The 18840-nt window shown below is 70.8% G+C and carries 18 protein-coding genes; 10 read left to right on the top strand and 8 right to left on the bottom strand.

Annotated elements, in window-relative coordinates; translation table 11 throughout:
• The 4 genes from D8M34_RS13445 to D8M34_RS13430 form a co-directional block, all read right to left on the bottom strand.
• Positions 1-810 carry an HAD-IIA family hydrolase gene (locus D8M34_RS13445; protein WP_025104898.1) on the bottom strand — a complete coding sequence of 270 codons (810 nt, stop codon included), beginning with the start codon at positions 808-810 and terminating at the stop codon, positions 1-3.
• Between the two features lie 95 nt (positions 811-905).
• On the bottom strand, positions 906-1538 hold the full coding sequence (locus D8M34_RS13440; RefSeq protein ID WP_126894243.1) for a metal-dependent transcriptional regulator: 633 nt from the start codon (positions 1536-1538) through the stop codon (positions 906-908).
• Between the two features lie 44 nt (positions 1539-1582).
• A complete protein-coding gene (locus tag D8M34_RS13435; RefSeq protein ID WP_085605624.1) occupies positions 1583-1882 on the bottom strand; it encodes a hypothetical protein in 300 nt (99 codons plus the stop codon).
• Positions 1883-1902: 20 nt separating this feature from the next.
• On the bottom strand, positions 1903-3186 hold the full coding sequence (locus tag D8M34_RS13430; RefSeq protein ID WP_085605622.1) for an Nramp family divalent metal transporter: 1284 nt from the start codon (positions 3184-3186) through the stop codon (positions 1903-1905).
• A gap of 128 nt (positions 3187-3314) precedes the next feature.
• Here D8M34_RS13430 and D8M34_RS13425 point away from each other — a divergent pair, with 128 nt between their 5' ends.
• Positions 3315-3980, top strand: a complete 666-nt coding sequence (locus tag D8M34_RS13425) for a TrmH family RNA methyltransferase (RefSeq protein WP_126894242.1) — start codon at positions 3315-3317, stop codon at positions 3978-3980.
• A 27-nt stretch (positions 3981-4007) separates the two neighbouring features.
• On the opposite strand, the gene D8M34_RS13420 is transcribed toward D8M34_RS13425, so the two are convergent.
• Positions 4008-4376, bottom strand: coding sequence for a hypothetical protein (locus tag D8M34_RS13420; RefSeq protein WP_105950556.1), 369 nt, complete (start codon positions 4374-4376; stop codon positions 4008-4010).
• Positions 4377-4486: 110 nt separating this feature from the next.
• Positions 4487-5809 carry an MATE family efflux transporter gene (locus D8M34_RS13415; RefSeq protein WP_126894241.1) on the bottom strand — a complete coding sequence of 441 codons (1323 nt, stop codon included), beginning with the start codon at positions 5807-5809 and terminating at the stop codon, positions 4487-4489.
• A gap of 94 nt (positions 5810-5903) precedes the next feature.
• On the opposite strand from D8M34_RS13415, the gene D8M34_RS13410 reads away from it, so the two are divergent.
• From D8M34_RS13410 to D8M34_RS13395, 4 genes are all read left to right on the top strand, one after another.
• Positions 5904-6452, top strand: a complete 549-nt coding sequence (locus tag D8M34_RS13410) for a DnaJ family domain-containing protein (protein ID WP_126894240.1) — start codon at positions 5904-5906, stop codon at positions 6450-6452.
• 45 nt (positions 6453-6497) lie between these two features.
• Positions 6498-8483 (top strand): M13 family metallopeptidase, encoded by a 1986-nt coding sequence (locus tag D8M34_RS13405; RefSeq protein WP_025104890.1) that lies wholly within the window; start codon positions 6498-6500, stop codon positions 8481-8483.
• A 111-nt stretch (positions 8484-8594) separates the two neighbouring features.
• Positions 8595-9560 (top strand): serine hydrolase, encoded by a 966-nt coding sequence (locus D8M34_RS13400; protein ID WP_025104889.1) that lies wholly within the window; start codon positions 8595-8597, stop codon positions 9558-9560.
• Between the two features lie 230 nt (positions 9561-9790).
• Positions 9791-10189 carry a hypothetical protein gene (locus tag D8M34_RS13395; RefSeq protein WP_126894239.1) on the top strand — a complete coding sequence of 133 codons (399 nt, stop codon included), beginning with the start codon at positions 9791-9793 and terminating at the stop codon, positions 10187-10189.
• Positions 10190-10279: 90 nt separating this feature from the next.
• On the opposite strand, the gene D8M34_RS13390 is transcribed toward D8M34_RS13395, so the two are convergent.
• On the bottom strand, positions 10280-11719 hold the full coding sequence (locus tag D8M34_RS13390; RefSeq protein WP_126894238.1) for an MFS transporter: 1440 nt from the start codon (positions 11717-11719) through the stop codon (positions 10280-10282).
• A 56-nt stretch (positions 11720-11775) separates the two neighbouring features.
• On the opposite strand from D8M34_RS13390, the gene D8M34_RS13385 reads away from it, so the two are divergent.
• Complete coding sequence (locus tag D8M34_RS13385; protein WP_126894237.1) at positions 11776-12396, top strand: hypothetical protein; 621 nt, start codon at positions 11776-11778, stop codon at positions 12394-12396.
• A gap of 48 nt (positions 12397-12444) precedes the next feature.
• A complete protein-coding gene (locus tag D8M34_RS13380; protein WP_025104885.1) occupies positions 12445-13134 on the top strand; it encodes a GNAT family N-acetyltransferase in 690 nt (229 codons plus the stop codon).
• Between the two features lie 12 nt (positions 13135-13146).
• On the opposite strand, the gene D8M34_RS13375 is transcribed toward D8M34_RS13380, so the two are convergent.
• Positions 13147-14616: a peptide MFS transporter gene (locus tag D8M34_RS13375; RefSeq protein WP_025104884.1), complete on the bottom strand. Its 1470-nt coding sequence runs from the start codon at positions 14614-14616 to the stop codon at positions 13147-13149.
• A gap of 116 nt (positions 14617-14732) precedes the next feature.
• Between D8M34_RS13375 and D8M34_RS13370 the strand changes: the two genes are divergently transcribed.
• The 3 genes from D8M34_RS13370 (at position 14733) to D8M34_RS13360 (ending at position 18821) form a co-directional block, all read left to right on the top strand.
• Positions 14733-16118 (top strand): glycine--tRNA ligase, encoded by a 1386-nt coding sequence (locus D8M34_RS13370; protein ID WP_062765571.1) that lies wholly within the window; start codon positions 14733-14735, stop codon positions 16116-16118.
• A 46-nt stretch (positions 16119-16164) separates the two neighbouring features.
• Complete coding sequence (locus D8M34_RS13365) at positions 16165-16863, top strand: hypothetical protein (RefSeq protein WP_062765568.1); 699 nt, start codon at positions 16165-16167, stop codon at positions 16861-16863.
• Between the two features lie 278 nt (positions 16864-17141).
• Positions 17142-18821 (top strand): ABC-F family ATP-binding cassette domain-containing protein, encoded by a 1680-nt coding sequence (locus D8M34_RS13360; RefSeq protein ID WP_126894236.1) that lies wholly within the window; start codon positions 17142-17144, stop codon positions 18819-18821.
• Positions 18822-18840 lie beyond the last annotated feature (19 nt).

Below are 18840 nucleotides of genomic sequence, written 5' to 3'. Positions count from 1 at the left end.
TCAGTCCTCGTCGAGGGTGGGGATCGAGTCGGTGATGGTCGGCAGCAGGTCGGCGACCGAGTCGACGATCTCGTCCGGGCGGAAGGGGTACTGCTCGATGATCCGCTGGTCGCTGATGCCGGTGAGCACGAGCACCGTGTGCAGACCCGCCTCGATGCCGGCGACGATGTCCGTGTCCATCCGGTCGCCGATCATGCCGGTCTTCTTCGAGTGCGCGCCGATCTTGTTCAGGGCCGAACGGAACATCATCGGATTGGGCTTGCCGACGACGTAGGGCTCCTTGCCGGTGGCCTTGGTGATGAGGGCGGCGATCGCTCCCGTGGCCGGCAGCACCCCGTCGGCGCTCGGGCCGGTGGCGTCCGGGTTGGTCACGATGAAGCGCGAGCCGTTGATGATGTGGCGGATGGCCTTCGTGATGGCCTCGAACGAGTAGTTGCGGGTCTCGCCGACGACGACGAAGTCGGGGTTCGTCTCGGTCATGATGAAGCCGGCCTCGTGCAGCGCGGTGAGGATGCCGGCCTCGCCGATGACGAAGGCGGAGCCGCCCGGGAGCTGCTGCGCGAGGAAGTCGGCGGTCGCGAGCGCCGAGGTCCAGATGCGCTCCTCCGGCACGATCAGGCCGCTCGCACGGAGGCGGGCCGAGAGGTCGCGGGCGGTGAAGATGGAGTTGTTCGTGAGCACGAGGTACGGGATCTCGTTGCGCTCCCATCCGGCGAGGAGTTCGGAGGCCCCGGGGATGGCGTCGTTCTCATGGACGAGCACGCCGTCCATGTCGGTGAGCCAGCATTCGATGTCGTCACGGTGTGCCATGTGCTCAGCCTAGAGGCCCCACCTTTCCTTTCGAATCGCCTGATTGGCCCCATCCCCGGCCGATCTGCCGCAAAGTGCGCGATTCGAAGCCGGGGTCAGGCCGACAACCACACCACGTCGCGGGCGGCGGGGGGCAGCGGCGGCTCGGTGCCGTCGAGGGCGATGCCGGACGGGGTCACCGTCACGGTCGTCCCGACGACGACCCCGTGGGAGTCGAGGGTCCGCAGGAGCTCCGGGTCGCGGTCGTCGACGCGCAGCACGCGGCCGGTGTGTCCGTCCGGGGCGTCGGCGAGCAGGACGAAGGGCTCCCGTTCGATGCGGCCCTCCGCGTCCGGGATGGCGTCTCCGTGAGGGTCGAAGCGCGGCCGCCCCAGGCGCTCGTCGATGCCCTCGAGCAGCCGGTCGCTGATGGTGTGCTCCAAGACCTCGGCCTCGTCGTGCACCTCATCCCATCCGTACCCGAACTCCTGCACGAGCCAGGTCTCGATGAGGCGGTGGCGGCGGACCATCGCGAGGGCCCGGGTGGTCCCCGCGTCCGTCAGCCGGACCGCTCCGTAGGGCACGTGCGACACGAGTCCCGCCGCGGCGAGCTTCTTCACCATCTCCGTGACCGACGACGGGGCGATGCCGAGCTTGGTCGCCAGGACCGAGGGGGTGATCGGCGCATCCTGCCACTCGGTGTGCGCGTAGACGGTCTTCAGGTAGTCGTCAGCTGCCGGGGATGCCACCCCACCACTCTACGTGTCCGGGTCGGCCGGCCTCGCGGCCTGAGTCAGGCGCCCGCGGAGCCGAGCAGGATCACGGTCGCCTGCCCCGCGAAGAAGAGCACGAGGAATCCCAGGAGGGCGGCGGCGAGCGAGAGGCGCCCGTCGAAGCCCTCCACCTCGGCGATGCCCACCTTGCGGGCACGGAAGGCGAAGATCAGGGTCGCGACGCCGAGGGCGAGCTGGACCCACGGGCTGGCGGGGCCGATGACCTTCGGGAACGCGATGAGCAGACCGCCGATGACGCCGGTCGCGAAGCCGCTCCAGGTGAGGAGGCGGACGGTGCGACGGGAGGAGTCTGCAGACATGATGTCGAGCCTATCCGGCGTCATGCCCCCGTCAGCACCAGCCAGAGCAGGGCGCCGTTCAGGGCGATGAGGAGCACGGAGGCCACGACCCCGGCGACCGTCGTCCACGGCCGGTTGACCCAGGCGCCGAGCGTGCGGCGCTGCGCGGTGAGGGCGACGAGCGGGATCAGCGCGAACGGGATGCCGAACGACAGCACGACCTGGCTGAGGACGAGGGCGAGCGTGGGGTCCACCCCGATGCCGAGGATCACCAGCGCGGGGATGAGCGTCACCAGTCGGCGGGCCAGCAGGGGGATGCGCACGTGCAGGAGGCCGTGCATGATCTCGGCGCCCGCGTACGCGCCGACGGAGGTCGAGGCGAGACCCGAGGCGAGCAGTCCCACGGCGAAGAAGGTCGCCACGACCGGGCCGAGGCCTGCGGCGAGGGCGGCGTGCGCCCCCTCCAGCGAGTCGGTGCCCGCGACGCCCGCGAGGTTCGCCGCCGCGAGCAGGAGGATTCCGAGGTTCACCGAGCCCGCGATGACCATCGCGATCGTCACATCCCAGCGCGTCGCCGTGAGCAGGCGGCGGATCCGCGAGGTCTCGATCCGGGCCGCCTCCTCGGTCGTCTCGGCACTCGTCGCACCGAACCGGTCGCGGGCCAGAGAGGAGTGCGCGTAGATCGCGTGCGGCATGATCGTCGCGCCGAGGATCGAGGCGGCGAGGAGCACGGACCCCGTGTCCTCGAAGCGCGGCACGAGGCCGCTCACGACGCCGGCCGGGTCGGGTGGCGCGAGGAACAGGCCGGCCATGAAGCCGATCGTGATCACGAACATGAGGCCGATGATCACGAACTCGAACGGTCGGGCGCCGCGACGGTTCTGCACCGCGAGCAGGACCATGGACACGGCCCCGGTGATGAGGCCGCCCCACAGCAGCGGCACGCCGAAGAGAAGGTTCAGGGCGACGGCGCCGCCGATGACCTCGGCGAGGTCCGTCGCCATCGCGACCAGCTCCGCCTGGAGCCAGTAGGCGCGGCGGGCCCAGGGGCGGCGCAGCCGCTGGCCCAGCACCTCCGGGAGGCTCTGGCCGGTGACGACGCCGAGCTTCGCGGACAGGTACTGGATCAGCCAGGCCATCACGTTGCCGGCGACGACCACCCACACGAGCAGATAGCCGTACTGCGCCCCCGCCGTCATGTTGCTGGCGACGTTGCCCGGGTCGAGATAGGCCACGCCCGCCACCAGCGCCGGTCCCAGCAGCCACAGCAGGCGCGGCGAAGCGGTGCGAGCAGGGATCACGGAGGCGGCGGAATTTTTAGGCACACCGAAACCGTAGCGTATTTTTCGGCGCACCTAAATATCGTGTCGCGATGGCCGGGCCCCCTTCGACGACGGGGCGCCGGCTCCTCCGCCCCACGGCGACCAAGCGGAGGCGGCGATAGCCTGGCGGGATGGAAGCGCAGCGCCCCGAGAGCACGGAACCGACCACCCCCGGGGGGTCCTCGGCGCAGCCCGGATACGGCGTCGGCCCCTGGCCCGGAGGGCCGTCGGCCTGGCCCGAGGGAGAGCAGTACGATCCCGAGCTCCTCGCGCACGGCGACACGCGAAACGTCATCGACCGCTATCGCTATTGGCGCATGGAGGCGATCGTCGCTGATCTCGATACGCGGCGTCATCCGTTCCACGTCGCGATCGAGAACTGGCAGCACGACATGAACATCGGTTCCATCGTGCGCAGCGCCAACGCGTTCCTCGCCGATACGGTGCACATCATCGGCCGCCGTCGCTGGAACAAGCGTGGCGCCATGGTGACCGACCGCTACCAGCACGTCGTGCACCACGAGGACATCGCGACCTTCGCCGCCTGGGCGGCCGCCGAGGGGCTGCCCGTCATCGCGATCGACAACGTCGACGGGGCCGTGCCGGTGGACCGCGCCGACCTGCCGCGCTCGTGCGTGCTCCTCTTCGGTCAGGAGGGGCCAGGGCTGTCGCCGGAGGCACTGGCTGCCGCCTCCGGTCACATCGAGATCACGCAGTACGGCTCGACCCGCTCGATCAACGCGAGTGCCGCCGCCGCCGTCATCATGTACGAGTGGTGTCGTCGCCACGCGGAGTGAGCACGAGGAGCGGTCGTACCTGCTCCGTCAGGCCGGATCGATGCCGAAGAGGTGCCGCGAGATCGCGCTGACGTCGCGGTCGAGGCCGTCCATGCGCCGGCTCAGACCGTGCACCTCCTTCCGGAGATCCCCGATCTCGGCTTTCACGCCGACGATCTCGCCCTTGATCCCGACGATCTCGCCCTTGATCCCGCCGATCTCGCCCTTGATCCCACCGATCTCGCCCTTGATCCCACCGATCTCGGTGTGGATCCCGCCGATCTCCGTGCGGACCGTGCCGATCTCCGTCTTGATGATCCTCACGAACATCGTCGCCATGAGCGTGATCGTGGCGTACATGCCCGAGGCGAGAACCCCGATCGTCGTCCATACCTGCGCGTCGTTCATCCCCAGCATCCCTTCAGTGTCGCTCCATGCTGGACCGGAGCGACAGAGTGGCGGGGCGCTGTATTCCGCTGTGCCCGGCGGCGGGGGATAAGTCGTTCTTCGGGTCGACTGTGGAGGAGCTACGCCGACGCGGCGAGCCATCGCCCGGAGCGCACTCGCCACCCCAGCGTCGCCAGCCGTGCGAGCAGGTACACCCCGAAGAACGCGACGGCGAGCCACACGAGGCCGGCGGTGCCGTCGACCCCCGTCGCGGCGATGATCGCCAGGGTGGGCAGGAACGGCACGAGGTTCAGACCGCCCGCGATCGCCAGGTACCGGGCGTCGTTCGCTCCCATGAGCACTCCGTCCAGCACGAACACCACGCCCGCGACCGGCTGCGCCACCGCGAGCACGATCAGGGCCGGCTGCACCACCTCTGCCACGCCCTGATCGCCGGTGAAGACGATGCCGAGCACCCCGGAGAGGGCGGCGATGACGGCGCCGACCACGACGCCGAACCACGCTCCCCACGCGACCGTCCGCGCCAGCACTCGCCGCACCTGCTCCTCGTCACCGGCACCCAGCTCCTTGCCGATCAGCGCCTGCGCGGCGATCGCGAGCGCGTCGAGGGCGAAGGCCGCCGCCGAGAAGATGGTGAACACGATCTGCCACCCGGCGAGCTCCTCGGTGCCGATCCCGGTCGCCACGGCCACGGTGGCGAGCAGGGCGACGCGCAGGCTCACGGTGCGGAGGAACAGCCAGCCGCCCGACGTCGCGGTGTGGCGCAGGCCCTCCCGCTGGGCGCGCAACGAGGCGCTGTGCCGGGCCGCCAGCCGCCGGACCACGAGCGCGTACGCCGCGACCATGCCCCATTGCGCCGTCACCGTACCTGCCGCGGAGCCGGCGATGCCCCAGCCGAGTCCGTAGATGAAGAGCCAGTTCAGCAGGGCGTTCGCCGCGAAGCCGAGCCCCGCGATCCACAGCGGGGTCATGGTGTCCTGCATCCCGCGCAGCAGCCCGGTGGCGGCGAACACGATGAGCATCGCCGGGAGCCCCCACATCGAGATCACGAGGTACTCGTTCGCCTGTGCCGCGACCTCCGCGCTCGCGCCGAACAGGGAGACGAGCCAGGGCGAGGAGACGGCGCCGACGACGGCGAGCACGGCACCAAGGCCGAGCGCGAGCCACATGCCGTTGATCCCGACCGAGACCGCCTCTCCCGGACGCCCGGCCCCGAATCGTCGCGCGACCGCGGGGGTCGTGGAGTACGCGAGGAACACCATGAGGCCGACGATCGTCTGCAGCACGGCTCCGGCGATGCCGAGCCCGGCGAGGGGGACGGTGCCGAGATGGCCGACGAGGGCGGCGTCGACGATGAGGAAGGCCGGCTCCGCGATGAGCGCGCCGAGGGCGGGGACCGCCAGGCGCAGGATCTCGCGGTTCAGGGAGGTGCGGGCGGCCATCCTCCGAGCCTATGACCTGTCGTCGACGCCCGAGACCGCCGGCCTCGACCGGACGTAGGGTGAAGGAGGAGCTCCCAGCGGACGGAGGCGCACCATGACGGATCCCCGGGAGGCGGCCGCGCGCTATCGAGCGCGGCAGCAGCAGGGCGATGCTGTCCCGGACGAGGCGGACACCGCCGCGCCGCCCGGTGCCGCGGCCGCGGTGGACCGCGCCGCCTTCGTTGAATCCGCCATCCAGGTCGCCATCCGTCGCGGCGACTTCGACGATCTGCCGGGAGCCGGGAAACCGCTCGAAGGTCTCGGCGACCACCACGACCCGGACTGGTGGATCCGCCGGAAGATCGAGACCGAGGGCCTGACCGGGCTCGGCCCTCCCGCCATCCTCCTGCGCACGGAGGACCGCGAGCTCGACGGGCAGCTCGACCTCCTCGGTCGCGAGTCCGACGTGCGCGAGGTGCTCGAGGACTTCAACCGGCGTGTGCGCGAGGCCCGACGCCAGCTCCAGGGCGGACCTCCCGTCGTGACCCCGCTGCGCGACGTCGACGCCGAGGTCGTCGCGTGGGCGGAACGCCGGGCCGCGCGGACACCGCTGCCCGAGACGTCGCCGCGGCGCCGACGCTTCGGGCGCCGACGCCGGGACTGAGGTCTTCTGGACACCGTGGGGGACCCCGGCCATAGGCTGGAGCGCATGACCGACGTGCTTCCCGCGGGCCTCGCGCTCGACGACCTCAGCCCCGACATCCGCCCGCAGGACGACCTGTATCGCCACGTGAACGGCGCCTGGATCGCTCGCACCGAGATCCCCGGGGACAAGGCGCGCTGGGGCTCCTTCCATCTGCTGGCCGAGCAGGCCGAGAAGGACGTCCGTGCGATCGTCGAGGAGTCGCAGGAGGCGGAGGAGGGCACCCTCGCCCGCAAGATCGGCGACCTCTTCGCGAGCTTCATGGACACCGACCGCATCGCCGCCGCCGGCGTGACCCCGCTGGCCGAGACGTTCGCCGAGATCGACGCGATCGACGGCATCCCGGCCTTCCTGCGCACCGTGGGCACCTACGACCGGGAGGGCCGGGCGGCGGTGATCGGCCTCTACGTCGACGGCGACCCCGGGAACCCGGAGCGCTACCTCCCGGTGCTCGTGCAGGCCGGGCTCTCGCTGCCGGACGAGAGCTACTTCCGTCTCGACACCTTCGCGGAGACCCGCGCGGCGTACCGGGAGCACCTGGAGCGCCTGCTCTCGCTCGCCGGCGTGACCGATGCCGCGGCGCAGGCCGAGCGCTCCATCGCGCTGGAGACCGAGCTCGCCGGACACCACTGGGACAACGTGCGCAGCCGTGACGCGGTGGCGACCTACAACCTCAAGACGTGGGACGAGCTGCAGGAGCTCGCCGGCGTCGACCTCAGTCCGTGGCGCGAAGCCGTGACGCCGACGAACCCGCAGGCGTTCGACGAGGTCGTCGTCGCGCAGCCGAGCTTCTTCGAGGGGCTGGGCGCTCTGCTCACTCCCGAGCGGCTGGACGACTGGAAGGCCTGGCTGCGTGCGAAGGTCGTGCATGCGGCTGCGCCCTACCTCACCGACGAGCTCGTGCAGGAGAACTTCTCGTTCTACGGCACCCAGCTCACCGGCGTCCCCACGATCCGCGAACGTTGGAAGCGCGGCGTCTCCGTCACCGAAGGGGCCCTGGGCGAGGCGATCGGCAAGGTCTACGTCGAGCGGCACTACCCGCCGACGGCGAAGGCGGCCATGGACGAGCTCGTCGCGAACCTCGTCGAGGCCTATCGGCAGAGCATCGAGACCCTGGAGTGGATGACCGCGGAGACCCGGCAGCGGGCGCTGGCGAAGCTGGACGCGTTCACCCCGAAGATCGGGCACCCCGAGGTGTGGCGTGACTACTCGGCCCTCGTGATCGACCGGACCGATCTCCTCGGCAACGTGCGCCGCGCGGCGATCTTCGAGCACGACCGCAACATCGACAAGGTCGGGAAGCCGATCGACCGCACCGAGTGGCACATGCCGCCGCAGATGGTGAACGCGTACTACAACCCCTCGATGAACGAGATCGTCTTCCCCGCGGCCATCCTCCAGTACCCGTTCTTCGACGCCGGACGGGACGCGGCCGCGAACTACGGCGGGATCGGCGCGGTCATCGGGCATGAGATCGGCCACGGTTTCGACGATCAGGGCAGCCGATACGACGGCGAGGGGCGCCTGCAGGACTGGTGGACCGACGCGGATCGCGCGGCCTTCGAGGAGCGCACGAAGGCGCTCATCGCGCAGTACGACGCCCTCGTGCCGGAGGGACTGGACGCCGAGCATCACGTGAACGGCGCCCTCACCATCGGTGAGAACATCGGCGATCTCGGCGGCCTCGGGATCGCGCTGAAGGCGTACGAGCTGTCGCTGCGGGCCGATCCGTCGGTGCCGGAGCCCGTCGAAGGGCCGGTCATCGACGGCTACACCGGTGTGCAGCGGCTGCTCCTGTCCTGGGCGCAGGTGTGGCAGCAGAAGAGCCGCGAGGCCGAGACGCTGCGCCTGCTGACGATCGACCCGCACTCGCCCAACGAGTTCCGGTGCAACCAGATCGTCCGCAACATCGATGCGTTCTACGACGCCTTCGGCGTCACCGAGAAGGATGCCCTCTGGCTGCCGGAGTCGTCCCGTGTGACCATCTGGTGACGAACCTCCGGACTCTGTGAGGCACGCTCCGGCGGTGGGGTTACGATAGCCCTGCCGCCGGGCGCCCCTTCCCGGATGTGCAGTATTCCTCCCCCTCCTGAAGGACCACGCGTGGGTGCGACCGACCCTGGTGACGCGTTCCGGAACCCCTCGGCTCCCGGAGCGTCCGGGAGCGCGCCCGAGTCGTCCAGCGGTCGCCGTTCGCAGCGGCCGGGAGCCCGTCGGCTGCCGCGCCGCGTGGCCGTCGGCCGGCGGTCGTTCACGTCGACGCTGAAGGCCCTCGAAGGCCTCGCGAACTCCGGGGCGCAGGTGTCGGTGCATGTGGTCGACCTCGACTCCCATGTGCACGTGCTGGCGGGAGACGACCACGTGACCATGCCCGTCGCCGGCCTCGGGGTGGTCCCGCTGCTCATCGAGGTGGCGGCGGCGTTCGAGTCCGGCGCCCTCGACCCGCTCGAGATCGTGGAGCGCACGAGCGTCGAGGCCGTGGAGAGCTCCGGGCTGTGGCGACACCTGCGGGCCCCGGCGCTGCCGCTGGAAGACCTCGCCGTGCTCGCCGCGACGGCCGGCGACCCGATCGCCGTGAACATCCTGCTGGAGAAGGTGGGGCACGACCGGGTGCGCGAGCGCATCGAGGGGCTGGGGCTGCGTCGCACCGCCCTGCTCGACCGGTTCCGCGACCGCCGTGGTCCGGACGACGCCCCGCAGGTCGCGGTGGGGTCGGCGCGCGAGCTGGCCGGGCTGTTCTCCGCGCTCGTGAACTCCCAGGTCGTGGATGCCGCCGTCAGCGCCCAGGTGTCGGAATGGCTCAGCCTCAACCAGGACCTCAGCCTCGTGGCCGCCTCGACCGGGCTCGACCCCTTCGCGCACGAGCACGACGCGCACGGCCTGCTGTTCGTGAACAAGACCGGCCGCGACCGGGGAGTGCGCGCTGAGGCGGGCGTGCTCGCGGGGCCGCGGGCCGGTGTCGCCTACTCGATGATCGTGTGCTTCGACGACCTGTCGATCAGCCACCGCCTCCGCGCGCACGACGCCTTCCGCGTGCTCGGCGTCGAGCTCATGGAGTACACGCACTGACCCCGCCTGACCCCGCGCGTGAACGCAGGCATCCGCGTGGCATCAGGCGTCCAGGGTGACAATGAGCCTGACCTCCCGCGGTCGCCTGACCTCGCGTGTGCTCCTGTTCCCACGTCCCCGGAATCCCGCGCGCGAACGCAGGCATCCGCGTGGCGTCAGGCGACGGGGGCGCACCCGGCCTGATGTCGCGCGAGCGCCTGATCGTGCGACGTACGGGCTAGCATCGGGGCATGCCTCATGCCTATACCCCGCACCGCCGCGACGACGGCGAGCTGCTCGGCTGGATCCATCCGGAGGGCGAGGACTGGATCGCCGTCGATGTCCTCGGGCGGAGAGTCTCCGGCCCGGGCGAGTGGCTCGACGCGGAGGCCGCGCTGGAGGTCCACGGCATCGCCTGGCTCGCTGATCCGTGGGTGCTCGAGGGAGAGGGTGAGCGCCCGCTGCGGGTGCGCATCCTCGAAGTGACGCCGGACGAAGAGGGCACGCCGGGGCGCATCGTCGTGAAGGTCGACGACTTCGGGGACATGACCCGTCCCGCGACCGCGCAGTTCACCCTGCCGTGGCCGCTTCCCGCCCGGCTGCGGCCACCGCGTGCCGACGACCCGGATCCGCGCACGATCTCCCGCTGACCCTCCGCCGCAGGTCGCAGATCCGCCGTAGGTCGCACGTTCTGCGGGAATCTCTGCGACCTCGATGCGAATCCACGACCGCCGAACGGGTCAGCGCAGGGAGGGGTGCGGCTCCTCGGCGCGCCGTCGCGGAATGAACAGGGACAGGACCACGGCCAGGATGCCGGCGGCGATCGCGAGCCAGAAGCAGACCTCGAACGCGGCCCGCGTCGGCACGGCCACCCCGCCGACGTCCACGCTCATCGCCGCGAGCACCCCGCCCATCACGGCCGAGGCCGTCGAGGTGCCCACGGAGCGCAACAGCGCGTTGAGGCCGTTCGACGCCCCGGTCTCGTTCGCGGGCACGGAGCGCATGATGATCATGGGCATCGCGGCGAAGGTGAACCCGATGCCGACGCCGATGAAGATGTTGGCGACGAAGATGTGCCACACCTCGGTCGACCACAGCAGCACGAAGACGTAGGCGAGCACGATCGCGATGGCCCCGACGGTGAAGAGCGGGCGCGGCCCCACGGTGCGCTCCAGCCACCCGGACAGCGGCGAGATCACCATCATGACCAGACCCGCCGGCATGATCACGAGCGACGCGGCCACCATGTCGAGCCCGAAGCCGGCACCGCCCACCGCCGGCATCTCCAGCATCTGCGGGAACGTGACGTTCGAGGCGAACAGGGCGAAGCCCATGCCGATGGCGGCGATGTTCGTGAAGAGCACGGCGGGCCGGGCCGCGACCCGGAGGTCGAGCAGCGGATCGTCCGTGCGCAGCTGGTACCAGCCCCACAGCAGCAGCACCGCCACGCCGCCGATCACGCAGACGAGGGTGAGCGGCGCCGTCCAGCCCCACTCGGCGCCGCGCGATACGAACAGCAGCAGACCGGTGAGGCCGATGGCGAGTCCGATGGCCCCGAGCACGTCGAGGCGCCCGGGGGAGCGGAGCACGTCCTCCGGCACCACGGCGAGCACCAGCAGCAGCCCGAGGACTCCGAGGGCGGCGGCGAGCCAGAACAGCATGTGCCAGTCGGCGTTCTCGGCGAGCAGCGCGGCGACGGGCATGCCGATCGCCCCGCCGACGCCCATGGTGGCGCTCATCAGGGCCACCGCGGTGCCGAGGCGCTCGGGTGGCAGCACGTCGCGCATGATGGCGATGCCGAGGGGTACGACGCCGGTCACGGCCCCCTGGAGGGCGCGGCCGATGATGACGCCGACGATCGATCCGGAGAGCGCGGCGATGACCGACCCCACGATGAGGATCGCGAGGAGCGCGATGACCACCCGGCGTTTGCCGTACATGTCGCCGAGACGGCCGGAGATCGGGGTCGCGACGGCGGCCACGAGCAGGGTGATCGTCACCACCCAGGTGGTGTCCTCGCGCGAGGAGTTCAGCAGCTGCGGCAGCTCGGCCTGCAGCGGCACGACGAGGGTGAACATGAACGAGGAGCACAGGCCCGCGAACGCCAGCACCGCGATGATCGCCCACCGCGGAGGGGTACGGGAGAGGCGTTTCCTGGCTCTGTCGTCGTTCGCACCCACCGGCTCAGGCTATCGGCGTTCCCGGAGGGGAGGGGCCGATGTGGTTGCATGGCCGGATGACCGACGACTCCGCGCCCGCGCAGCACCCCGCCGACTCCGCGTACCACCGCCGGCTCCCGATCGGCGAGGTGCTCGACGCCTCGGCGCTCGCGGAGGGGCTGCCCTGGGCGTTCGAGAGCGTCACGATGCGGCCGCTCGAGCCGATGCTCGTGCCGGAGAAGCCCCGCGCCGGCGAGCACGATCCGGCCGCGTGCGGCCACTGCGGTCCGAGCGTGCACACCATCTGGCACGACGACCTCTGGCAGGTGCGCGCCGGGTGGGACGTCGGCGGTCTGCCCTTCATCGGCGGCGTCGCACCGCGCGAGCACTGGCTCCTGGAGAACGCGCCGCAGGACGTGCTCGCCGCCCTCGGGCCGCTGATGCAGCGCGTGTCCGAGGCGGTGAAGAGCATCCCCGGCGTCGCCCGCTGTCACTTCGGGCGCTGGAACGACGGCTCCGCGCACATGCACTTGTGGGCGCTGGGTCGTCCGGCCGGGATGATGCAGGGCCGCGGCGCGGTGCTCGCGTTCTGGGACGGGATCCTGCCGCCGCTGCCGGCGGACATGGCCGAGGAACACCTCCGCATCGTCGCGGAGGCGCTCGCCGCGGGTGGGGGCGAGGCCTTCCCGTACCGGTGAGCCGGAGTCGGTTTCCGCGAACGGGCGGAGGAGGGGCAGACTGGGATCGTGCGAACCATCCGCGATCTCGACACCGTTGAACTCATCCTCGACGCCCAGAGCCTGCTCGACTCCATCCGGGGCCCGCAGCGCGTGGTGGACGCCGGGACCCTCCGTGCCCTGCAGCAGTCGGGCAACTACGTCGTCGGCTTCTTCGACGGCGAGGGCGACGAGGAGCGCATGGTCGGCGCCTCGATCGCCTTCTTCGGCGAACCGGCCCGTCGCGCCATGCACTCGCACATCACGGCTCTGCTGCCCGAGTACCGGGGGCGCGGATGGGGCCGTGAGCTCAAGGAGCACCAGCGGCAGTGGGCGTTCTCCCGCGACGTCGGCCGCATCACCTGGACCTTCGACCCGCTGGTCGCCCGGAACGCGCACTTCTTCCTCACCGTCCTCGGCGCGCGCGCCACGGGCTACTCGGTGAACCGGTACGGCATCTTCGGCGGCGGCGACGCGGGCGACGAGAGCGACCGCCTCGACGTCGAGTGGGCGCTCGCGGACATCGCCAAGCCCCCGGCGGAGGACGCCGTCGTCGAGACGCTGGAGATCCCGGACGACATCGAGGGCATGCGGGAGTCCGACCCGGCGGCCGCGCACGAGTGGCGGCTGCGGCTGCGCGCGCAGATGGAGGGGCTGCTCGGCAGCGGCCTCCACATCGCGGGCTTCGAGACCGGCCGGGGCTACCTCTTCACCGCGTGATCGCCGGGGCCGTCACCGCACGCCCCGCATGAGCCGCAGCACGGGCTTCACGCTCAGCAGCAGTCCGATGCCGACGAGGATCGCGATGCCGCCGAGGATCGAGAAGTACGGCACCTCGTTCTCCGGATCGTAGAACTTCACGAGCTCGCCCGAGATGGCGGTGCCGAGGGCGATCGACAGGAAGAACAGCGCGACCATCTGCGTGTGGAACACGGCCGGGGCGAGCTTCGTCGTCACCGACAGCCCCACGGGCGACAGCAGCAGCTCGGCGACCGTGAACACGAAGAGGATGCCGACGATCGCGAGCAGCGGCGTCGAGTTCGCACCGCCGCCGGAGAACGGCAGGAACAGCAGGAACGCGGAGCCCATGATGATCGCGGCCAGCCCGAACTTGACGGGGGTCGACGGCTGACGCGTCCCCAGCTTCGTCCAGATGGCCGCGAAGACCCCGGACAGGATGATGATGAACACCGGGTTGATCGACTGCACCCACGACACCGGCATCTCCCACCCGAACAGGTCGCGGTCGAGGCGCTTGTCGGAGTAGATCGTCAGCACCGTGAACTGCTGCTGGTACAGCGACCAGAACGCGACGCTGGTGAGGAACAGCGGCAGGAAGCCCCAGACACGCGAGCGCTCGGTGGCGTCGATACGGCGACTGCCGAGGATCACCGCGAAGTAGGCGACGGCGGCGACCACCGTGACCACGATCACGATGGTGGCGAGGTTGTCGGCCTGGATGACCCCGGTCAGCACGAGCACCGCGATGACGACGACCGCCCCGACGGCGATGCCGGCGACCAGCGGATAGCGCGAGCGGGGGAGCGGGTTCGGCACCGCGCGCGCGGAGGCGGGCAGGCCGCGGCGGCCGAACGAGTACTGCACGAGACCCAGGGTCATGCCGAGGGCGGCGAGGCCGAATCCCCAGTGGAAGCCCAGGGTCGACTGCAGCAGCCCGGTGAGGATCGGACCGAGGAACGCGCCCAGGTTGATGCCGAGGTAGAACAGCGAGAACCCGGCATCGCGCCGCACGTCGTCCGGACGGTACAGCGTCCCCACGACCGACGTCGCGTTCGCCTTCAGGCCTCCCGAGCCGAGGGCCACGAGCACGAGTCCGACCCCCACGCCGACGAACCCCGGCAGGAGGGCGAGGGCGAGGTGGCCCGAGACGATGACGATGGCGCTGACGAACAGCACCCGCTCGGAGCCGAACAGCCGATCGGCGAGCCAGGCCCCGAGGATGGTGGACAGGTACACCGAGCCGCCGTACGCGCCGACGATCCCGCCCGCCACCGCCTCCGGAAGGCCGAGACCGCCATCGGCCACCGAGAAGTACAGGTAGATGAGCAGGATGCCCTGCATGCCGTAGAAGCTGAAGCGCTCCCACATCTCCACGCCGAAGATGTGCACGAGCGACCACGGCTGTCCGAAGAAGCGGGTGTCCTCGTCGCGGGAGGCGGGCGGCTGCGCGGTGGTGCTCATGCGTGGGACGGTACTCCTCCCGCGGGTCCCGCGGCCAGGGGTTGCGCTCCGGCCCCGGATAGAATGGGGGTGCCCGTGCTCACGGGCATTCTCCGCATCCGACCATTGGAGCCACCGTGGCCGAACAGTCCCGCCTCGACAAGGTCATCGCCCTCGCCCGCCACCGCGGTTTCGTGTTCCAGGCGGGTGAGATCTACGGCGGTTCCCGGTCGGCCTGGGACTACGGACCCCTCGGCACCGAGCTGAAGGAGAACATCCGGCGGCAGTGGTGGCAGACCTTCGTGCGCGGCCGCGGCGACATGGTCGGTCTCGACTCCAGCATCATCCTGCCGAAGCGCGTGTGGGAGGCCTCGGGTCACGTCGCGACCTTCACCGACCCGCTCGTCGAGTGCCTGCAGTGCCACAAGCGCTTCCGTGCCGACAACCTCATCGAGGACTTCGAGGCGCGCAAGGGTCGCAAGGCCGAGAACGGTCTCGCCGACATCCCCTGCCCGAACTGCGGCACCAAGGGGCAGTACACCGAGCCGAAGGCCTTCTCCGGTCTGGTGAAGACCTACCTCGGCGTCGTCGACGACGAGTCCGGCCTCTACTACCTGCGCCCCGAGACCGCACAGGGCATCTTCGTGAACTTCTCGAACGTGCTCACCGCGAGCCGCAAGAAGCCGCCGTTCGGCATCGGCCAGGTCGGCAAGGCGTTCCGCAACGAGATCACCCCCGGTAACTTCATCTTCCGCACCCGCGAGTTCGAGCAGATGGAGATCGAGTTCTTCACGCCGCCCGCTGAGGCGCCGCAGTGGTTCGACCACTGGGTCGAGGCGTGCTGGAACTGGTTCATCGACCTCGGCATCGACCCGGAGAACATGCGGCAGTTCGACGTGCCGGAGGAGGACCGCGCGCACTACTCGGCCGGCACCATCGACGTCGAGTACCGCTTCGGCTTCGCGGGCAAGGAGTGGGGCGAGCTCATGGGCGTCGCCAACCGCACCGACTACGACCTCTCCAGCCACAGCGAGGCCTCCGGCCAGAGCCTGACGTACTTCGACCAGGCCACGGGCGAGCGCTACACGCCGTACGTGATCGAGCCGTCGTTCGGACTCACCCGCGCGATGATGGCCTTCCTCGTCGACGCGTACGTCGAGGAGCAGGTGCCCAACGCCAAGGGCGGCACCGACACCCGCACCGTGCTCAAGCTCGACCCGCGCCTGGCTCCGGTCAAGGCGGCGGTGCTCCCGCTGTCGCGCAACGAGAACCTGTCGCCGCTCGCCCGCGAGGTGGCCGACGCACTCCGCGGTTCGTGGGCCGTCGACTTCGACGACGCCGGTGCGATCGGTCGTCGCTACCGCCGCCAGGACGAGATCGGCACGCCGTTCTGCGTCACGGTCGACTTCGACTCGCTCGACGACCGTGCCGTGACCGTGCGCGACCGCGACACGATGGCGCAGGAGCGCGTCCCGATCGACGAGCTGCACGCCTACCTGGCGGAGCGCCTCCGCGGCGCCTGACGTGACGGCACCGGGGGGAGCCGGCGCACGGGGAGAAGCCTCGCCCGTGCGTCCGGTCGCGGCCATCGTGCTCGGGGCGCTCGCCGTGTCGTGGATGATCCTCACTGTGCTCGACCTGCGGGAGAACGACGGCGCCGGGCCCATCATCGCGATGTTCGGCCTCCCGGCGCTCGCCGCCGCGGTCATCATCCAGATCGTGATGACGCGGCTGGGGGACCGGAAACGCGTGCCGAAGGCCGTGTTCTGGTGGGTGCTGGCGGTGCTTCCGCTGGGGACCCTGGCGGGCTTCGTCGTCGCGATCCTCCGCGACCCCGACTACTTCATCGCCGACGAAAGCCCCTGGATGCTCCTCTGGGTGCCGGTCTTCATCGTCGTGGGGCTGCTGCTCGGCGCCCTCGTCTGGTTCTTCTTCGTGTTCCCGCTCGTCTCGCTCGTGACGGTGATCCGCCTGATCGCGCGCGGGGAGGCGAAGCCCGGCGCCCTCATCATGCCGATCGTGCTGCTGAGCCTCGGCGTGCTGAGCATCGTGGGCGGACTCTCGATCGATACGGACAGCAGCGGCCGCGCGTCGTGGGGATCGATCATCGCCGCGTTCCTCGGCCTCCCCGGGAACTACGAGGTGATCTGGGAGCCCGGCCTCTGGATCGTCCGCGGCATCGTCCTCGCGATCGTCCTCCTCTTCGCCGTCCCCGCCGCCCACTCCCGCCTCTCCTCCCTCTCCTCCCTCCCTCGCCGTCGCCGTTGACGCCGACACCCCGGGTCCCCGCCGAGACCCCGGGGCGCGTGCGGGGGTACGTCGGGGTCTCGCCGAGAAAGCGGGGTCTGGCGGGCGCTGAGCGACCCTGCTATGGTCGCTCCTCGTGGGTACTCTGATTCGCTAGATCGGGACGCCGCGTCGAGAGCTCTTCTCCGCGGTGGGTCCTGAGCGAACGTGCCCGGCTCCGGGTGCGGTCGAGGTTCCTGTTCCCCGCGTCATCGACGCAGATCCCGGCGGTGCGCGTGCGCCGCGGGAGAGGACCCCTCATGTTCCCTGTACTCTCGACCCCTTCCGACTCCTCGGCCCGCGCTCATCGCGAGTGCGCGCTGCAGGCCGTCTCCGTCCGGTTCGCCGACCGACTCGTCCTGGACCGGATCGACCTCGTCGTGGGCCCCGCCGACCGCCTCGCCGTCATCGGCGACAACGGCGCCGGGAAGTCGACGCTGCTCGATCTGCTCGCCGGTGTTCTCGCGCCGACGTCCGGGGAGGTGCGGCTCGACCTCCCCGGCGGGATCGCGCATGCCCGGCAGAACCCGGTGTTCGCGGACGGAGCGACAGTGGCCGACGCCATCGACGAGCTCCTCGGCGACCTCCGCGCGCTGGAGCACGACCTCGCCCGTGCGTACGACCTCCTCGCCGCCGCGACCCCTTCCGAGCGTGCGCAGCAGATGGCCGCCGTGGCCCTGTTGCAGGACCGTTTCGAGTCCCGCGGCGGATACGAGGTCGACCGTCGCATCGACACCGCCCTCGAACAGCTCGGGCTGGGCGGGCTGGACCGCGGGCGATCGGTGGCCACGCTATCGGGCGGAGAGCGGGCGCGGCTCGCTCTCGCGGTCGCGCTCTCTTCCGGAGCCGAGCTGCTGCTCCTCGACGAGCCCACGAACGACCTCGATGACCGGGCGCTGACCTGGCTCGAGGACCGTCTCGCGGCGCATCGGGGAGCGCTGGTGGTCGTGACGCACGACCGTGACTTCCTGGACCGTTTCGCGACCGCTGTCGTGCAGGTGCAGGACGGTCGGATCCGGCGCTACGGCGATGGTTACGCCGGGTTCCTGCGGGCGCGCGAGGCCGAACGCCGGGCGGCGGTCGCGCGCCACGAGGAGTGGAAGGCCGAGGTCGCCCGCACCGAGGCCCTGCTCGCCGCCAACGCGTTCCGGCTGCAGGCGATCCCGCGCAAGCTCGAGCTCGACGGCTTCGGTCACGGCGCGTTCCGGGCGCGGAGCCGCGACCACGGTGCCGTCGGGCGCATCCGCATGGCGAAGGAGAGATTGTCGCGGCTGCGGGAGAACCCGTGCCCGGCGCCGCCCGAGCCCCTGCGGTTCACGGTCGCGGCAGAGGATCGCGCACCGCTCGACGACCCGCTCCTGACGCTCGATGCCGTCTCCCTCCGCGAACCGGGACGACGGCTCGCCGTGTCGCAGTGGACGATCGAGGCCGGTTCGCGGTGGCTCGTGACCGGGCCGAACGGAGCCGGGAAGACGACACTCCTCCGTCTCCTCGCCGGCGAGCTCCTCCCCGCATCCGGGACGCTCGTCCGCGGGGACGGGCTGCGGATCGCGTTCCTCCGGCAGGAGGTCGACACGCGCCCGCGGGGTTCCGCCGTCGAGGTCTTCGCGGCTCGGACCGGGACGCCGCCGGCGGATGCGCACGACGCTCTCCTGGCTCATGGGCTCTTCCGCGGGTCGGAGGTGGACCGCGACGTGCGGGCTCTCTCCGTCGGGCAGCGTCGGCGGCTGGATCTCGCGGTCGCCCTGTCGTCGCCGTTCGATCTGCTGCTGCTCGATGAGCCGACGAACCATCTCGATCCCGAGCTCGTGGAGCAGCTCGAGCACGCTCTCGTGGACCACCCCGCCGCCGTCGTCACGGTGACGCACGATCGGCGGTGGCGTCGTCACGCGGCGGACGCACGGCGCGTGCAGGTTGACGAGGGGGTGGCTACCACCTGAGACCCCGCCTTCCCGCCGA

Origin of the sequence: Microbacterium sp. HSID17254 (genome assembly GCF_003989315.1) — a bacterium.
GTDB lineage: Bacteria > Actinomycetota > Actinomycetes > Actinomycetales > Microbacteriaceae > Microbacterium.
The sequence above is the reverse complement of the archived record's forward strand: the minus strand, read 5'-3'. Positions and strand labels throughout refer to the sequence as shown.

Coding starts and splice junctions, on each gene's coding strand:
- D8M34_RS13360 (WP_126894236.1), top strand. CDS start 17,142: ATGTTCCCTGTACTCTCGACCCCTTCCGACTCCTCGGCCCGCGCTCAT.
- D8M34_RS13415 (WP_126894241.1), bottom strand. CDS start 5,809: ATGGCCGCCCGCACCTCCCTGAACCGCGAGATCCTGCGCCTGGCGGTC.
- D8M34_RS13395 (WP_126894239.1), top strand. CDS start 9,791: ATGCCTCATGCCTATACCCCGCACCGCCGCGACGACGGCGAGCTGCTC.
- D8M34_RS13405 (WP_025104890.1), top strand. CDS start 6,498: ATGACCGACGTGCTTCCCGCGGGCCTCGCGCTCGACGACCTCAGCCCC.
- D8M34_RS13385 (WP_126894237.1), top strand. CDS start 11,776: ATGACCGACGACTCCGCGCCCGCGCAGCACCCCGCCGACTCCGCGTAC.
- D8M34_RS13375 (WP_025104884.1), bottom strand. CDS start 14,616: ATGAGCACCACCGCGCAGCCGCCCGCCTCCCGCGACGAGGACACCCGC.
- D8M34_RS13435 (WP_085605624.1), bottom strand. CDS start 1,882: ATGTCTGCAGACTCCTCCCGTCGCACCGTCCGCCTCCTCACCTGGAGC.
- D8M34_RS13410 (WP_126894240.1), top strand. CDS start 5,904: ATGACGGATCCCCGGGAGGCGGCCGCGCGCTATCGAGCGCGGCAGCAG.
- D8M34_RS13420 (WP_105950556.1), bottom strand. CDS start 4,376: ATGCTGGGGATGAACGACGCGCAGGTATGGACGACGATCGGGGTTCTC.
- D8M34_RS13425 (WP_126894242.1), top strand. CDS start 3,315: ATGGAAGCGCAGCGCCCCGAGAGCACGGAACCGACCACCCCCGGGGGG.
- D8M34_RS13445 (WP_025104898.1), bottom strand. CDS start 810: ATGGCACACCGTGACGACATCGAATGCTGGCTCACCGACATGGACGGC.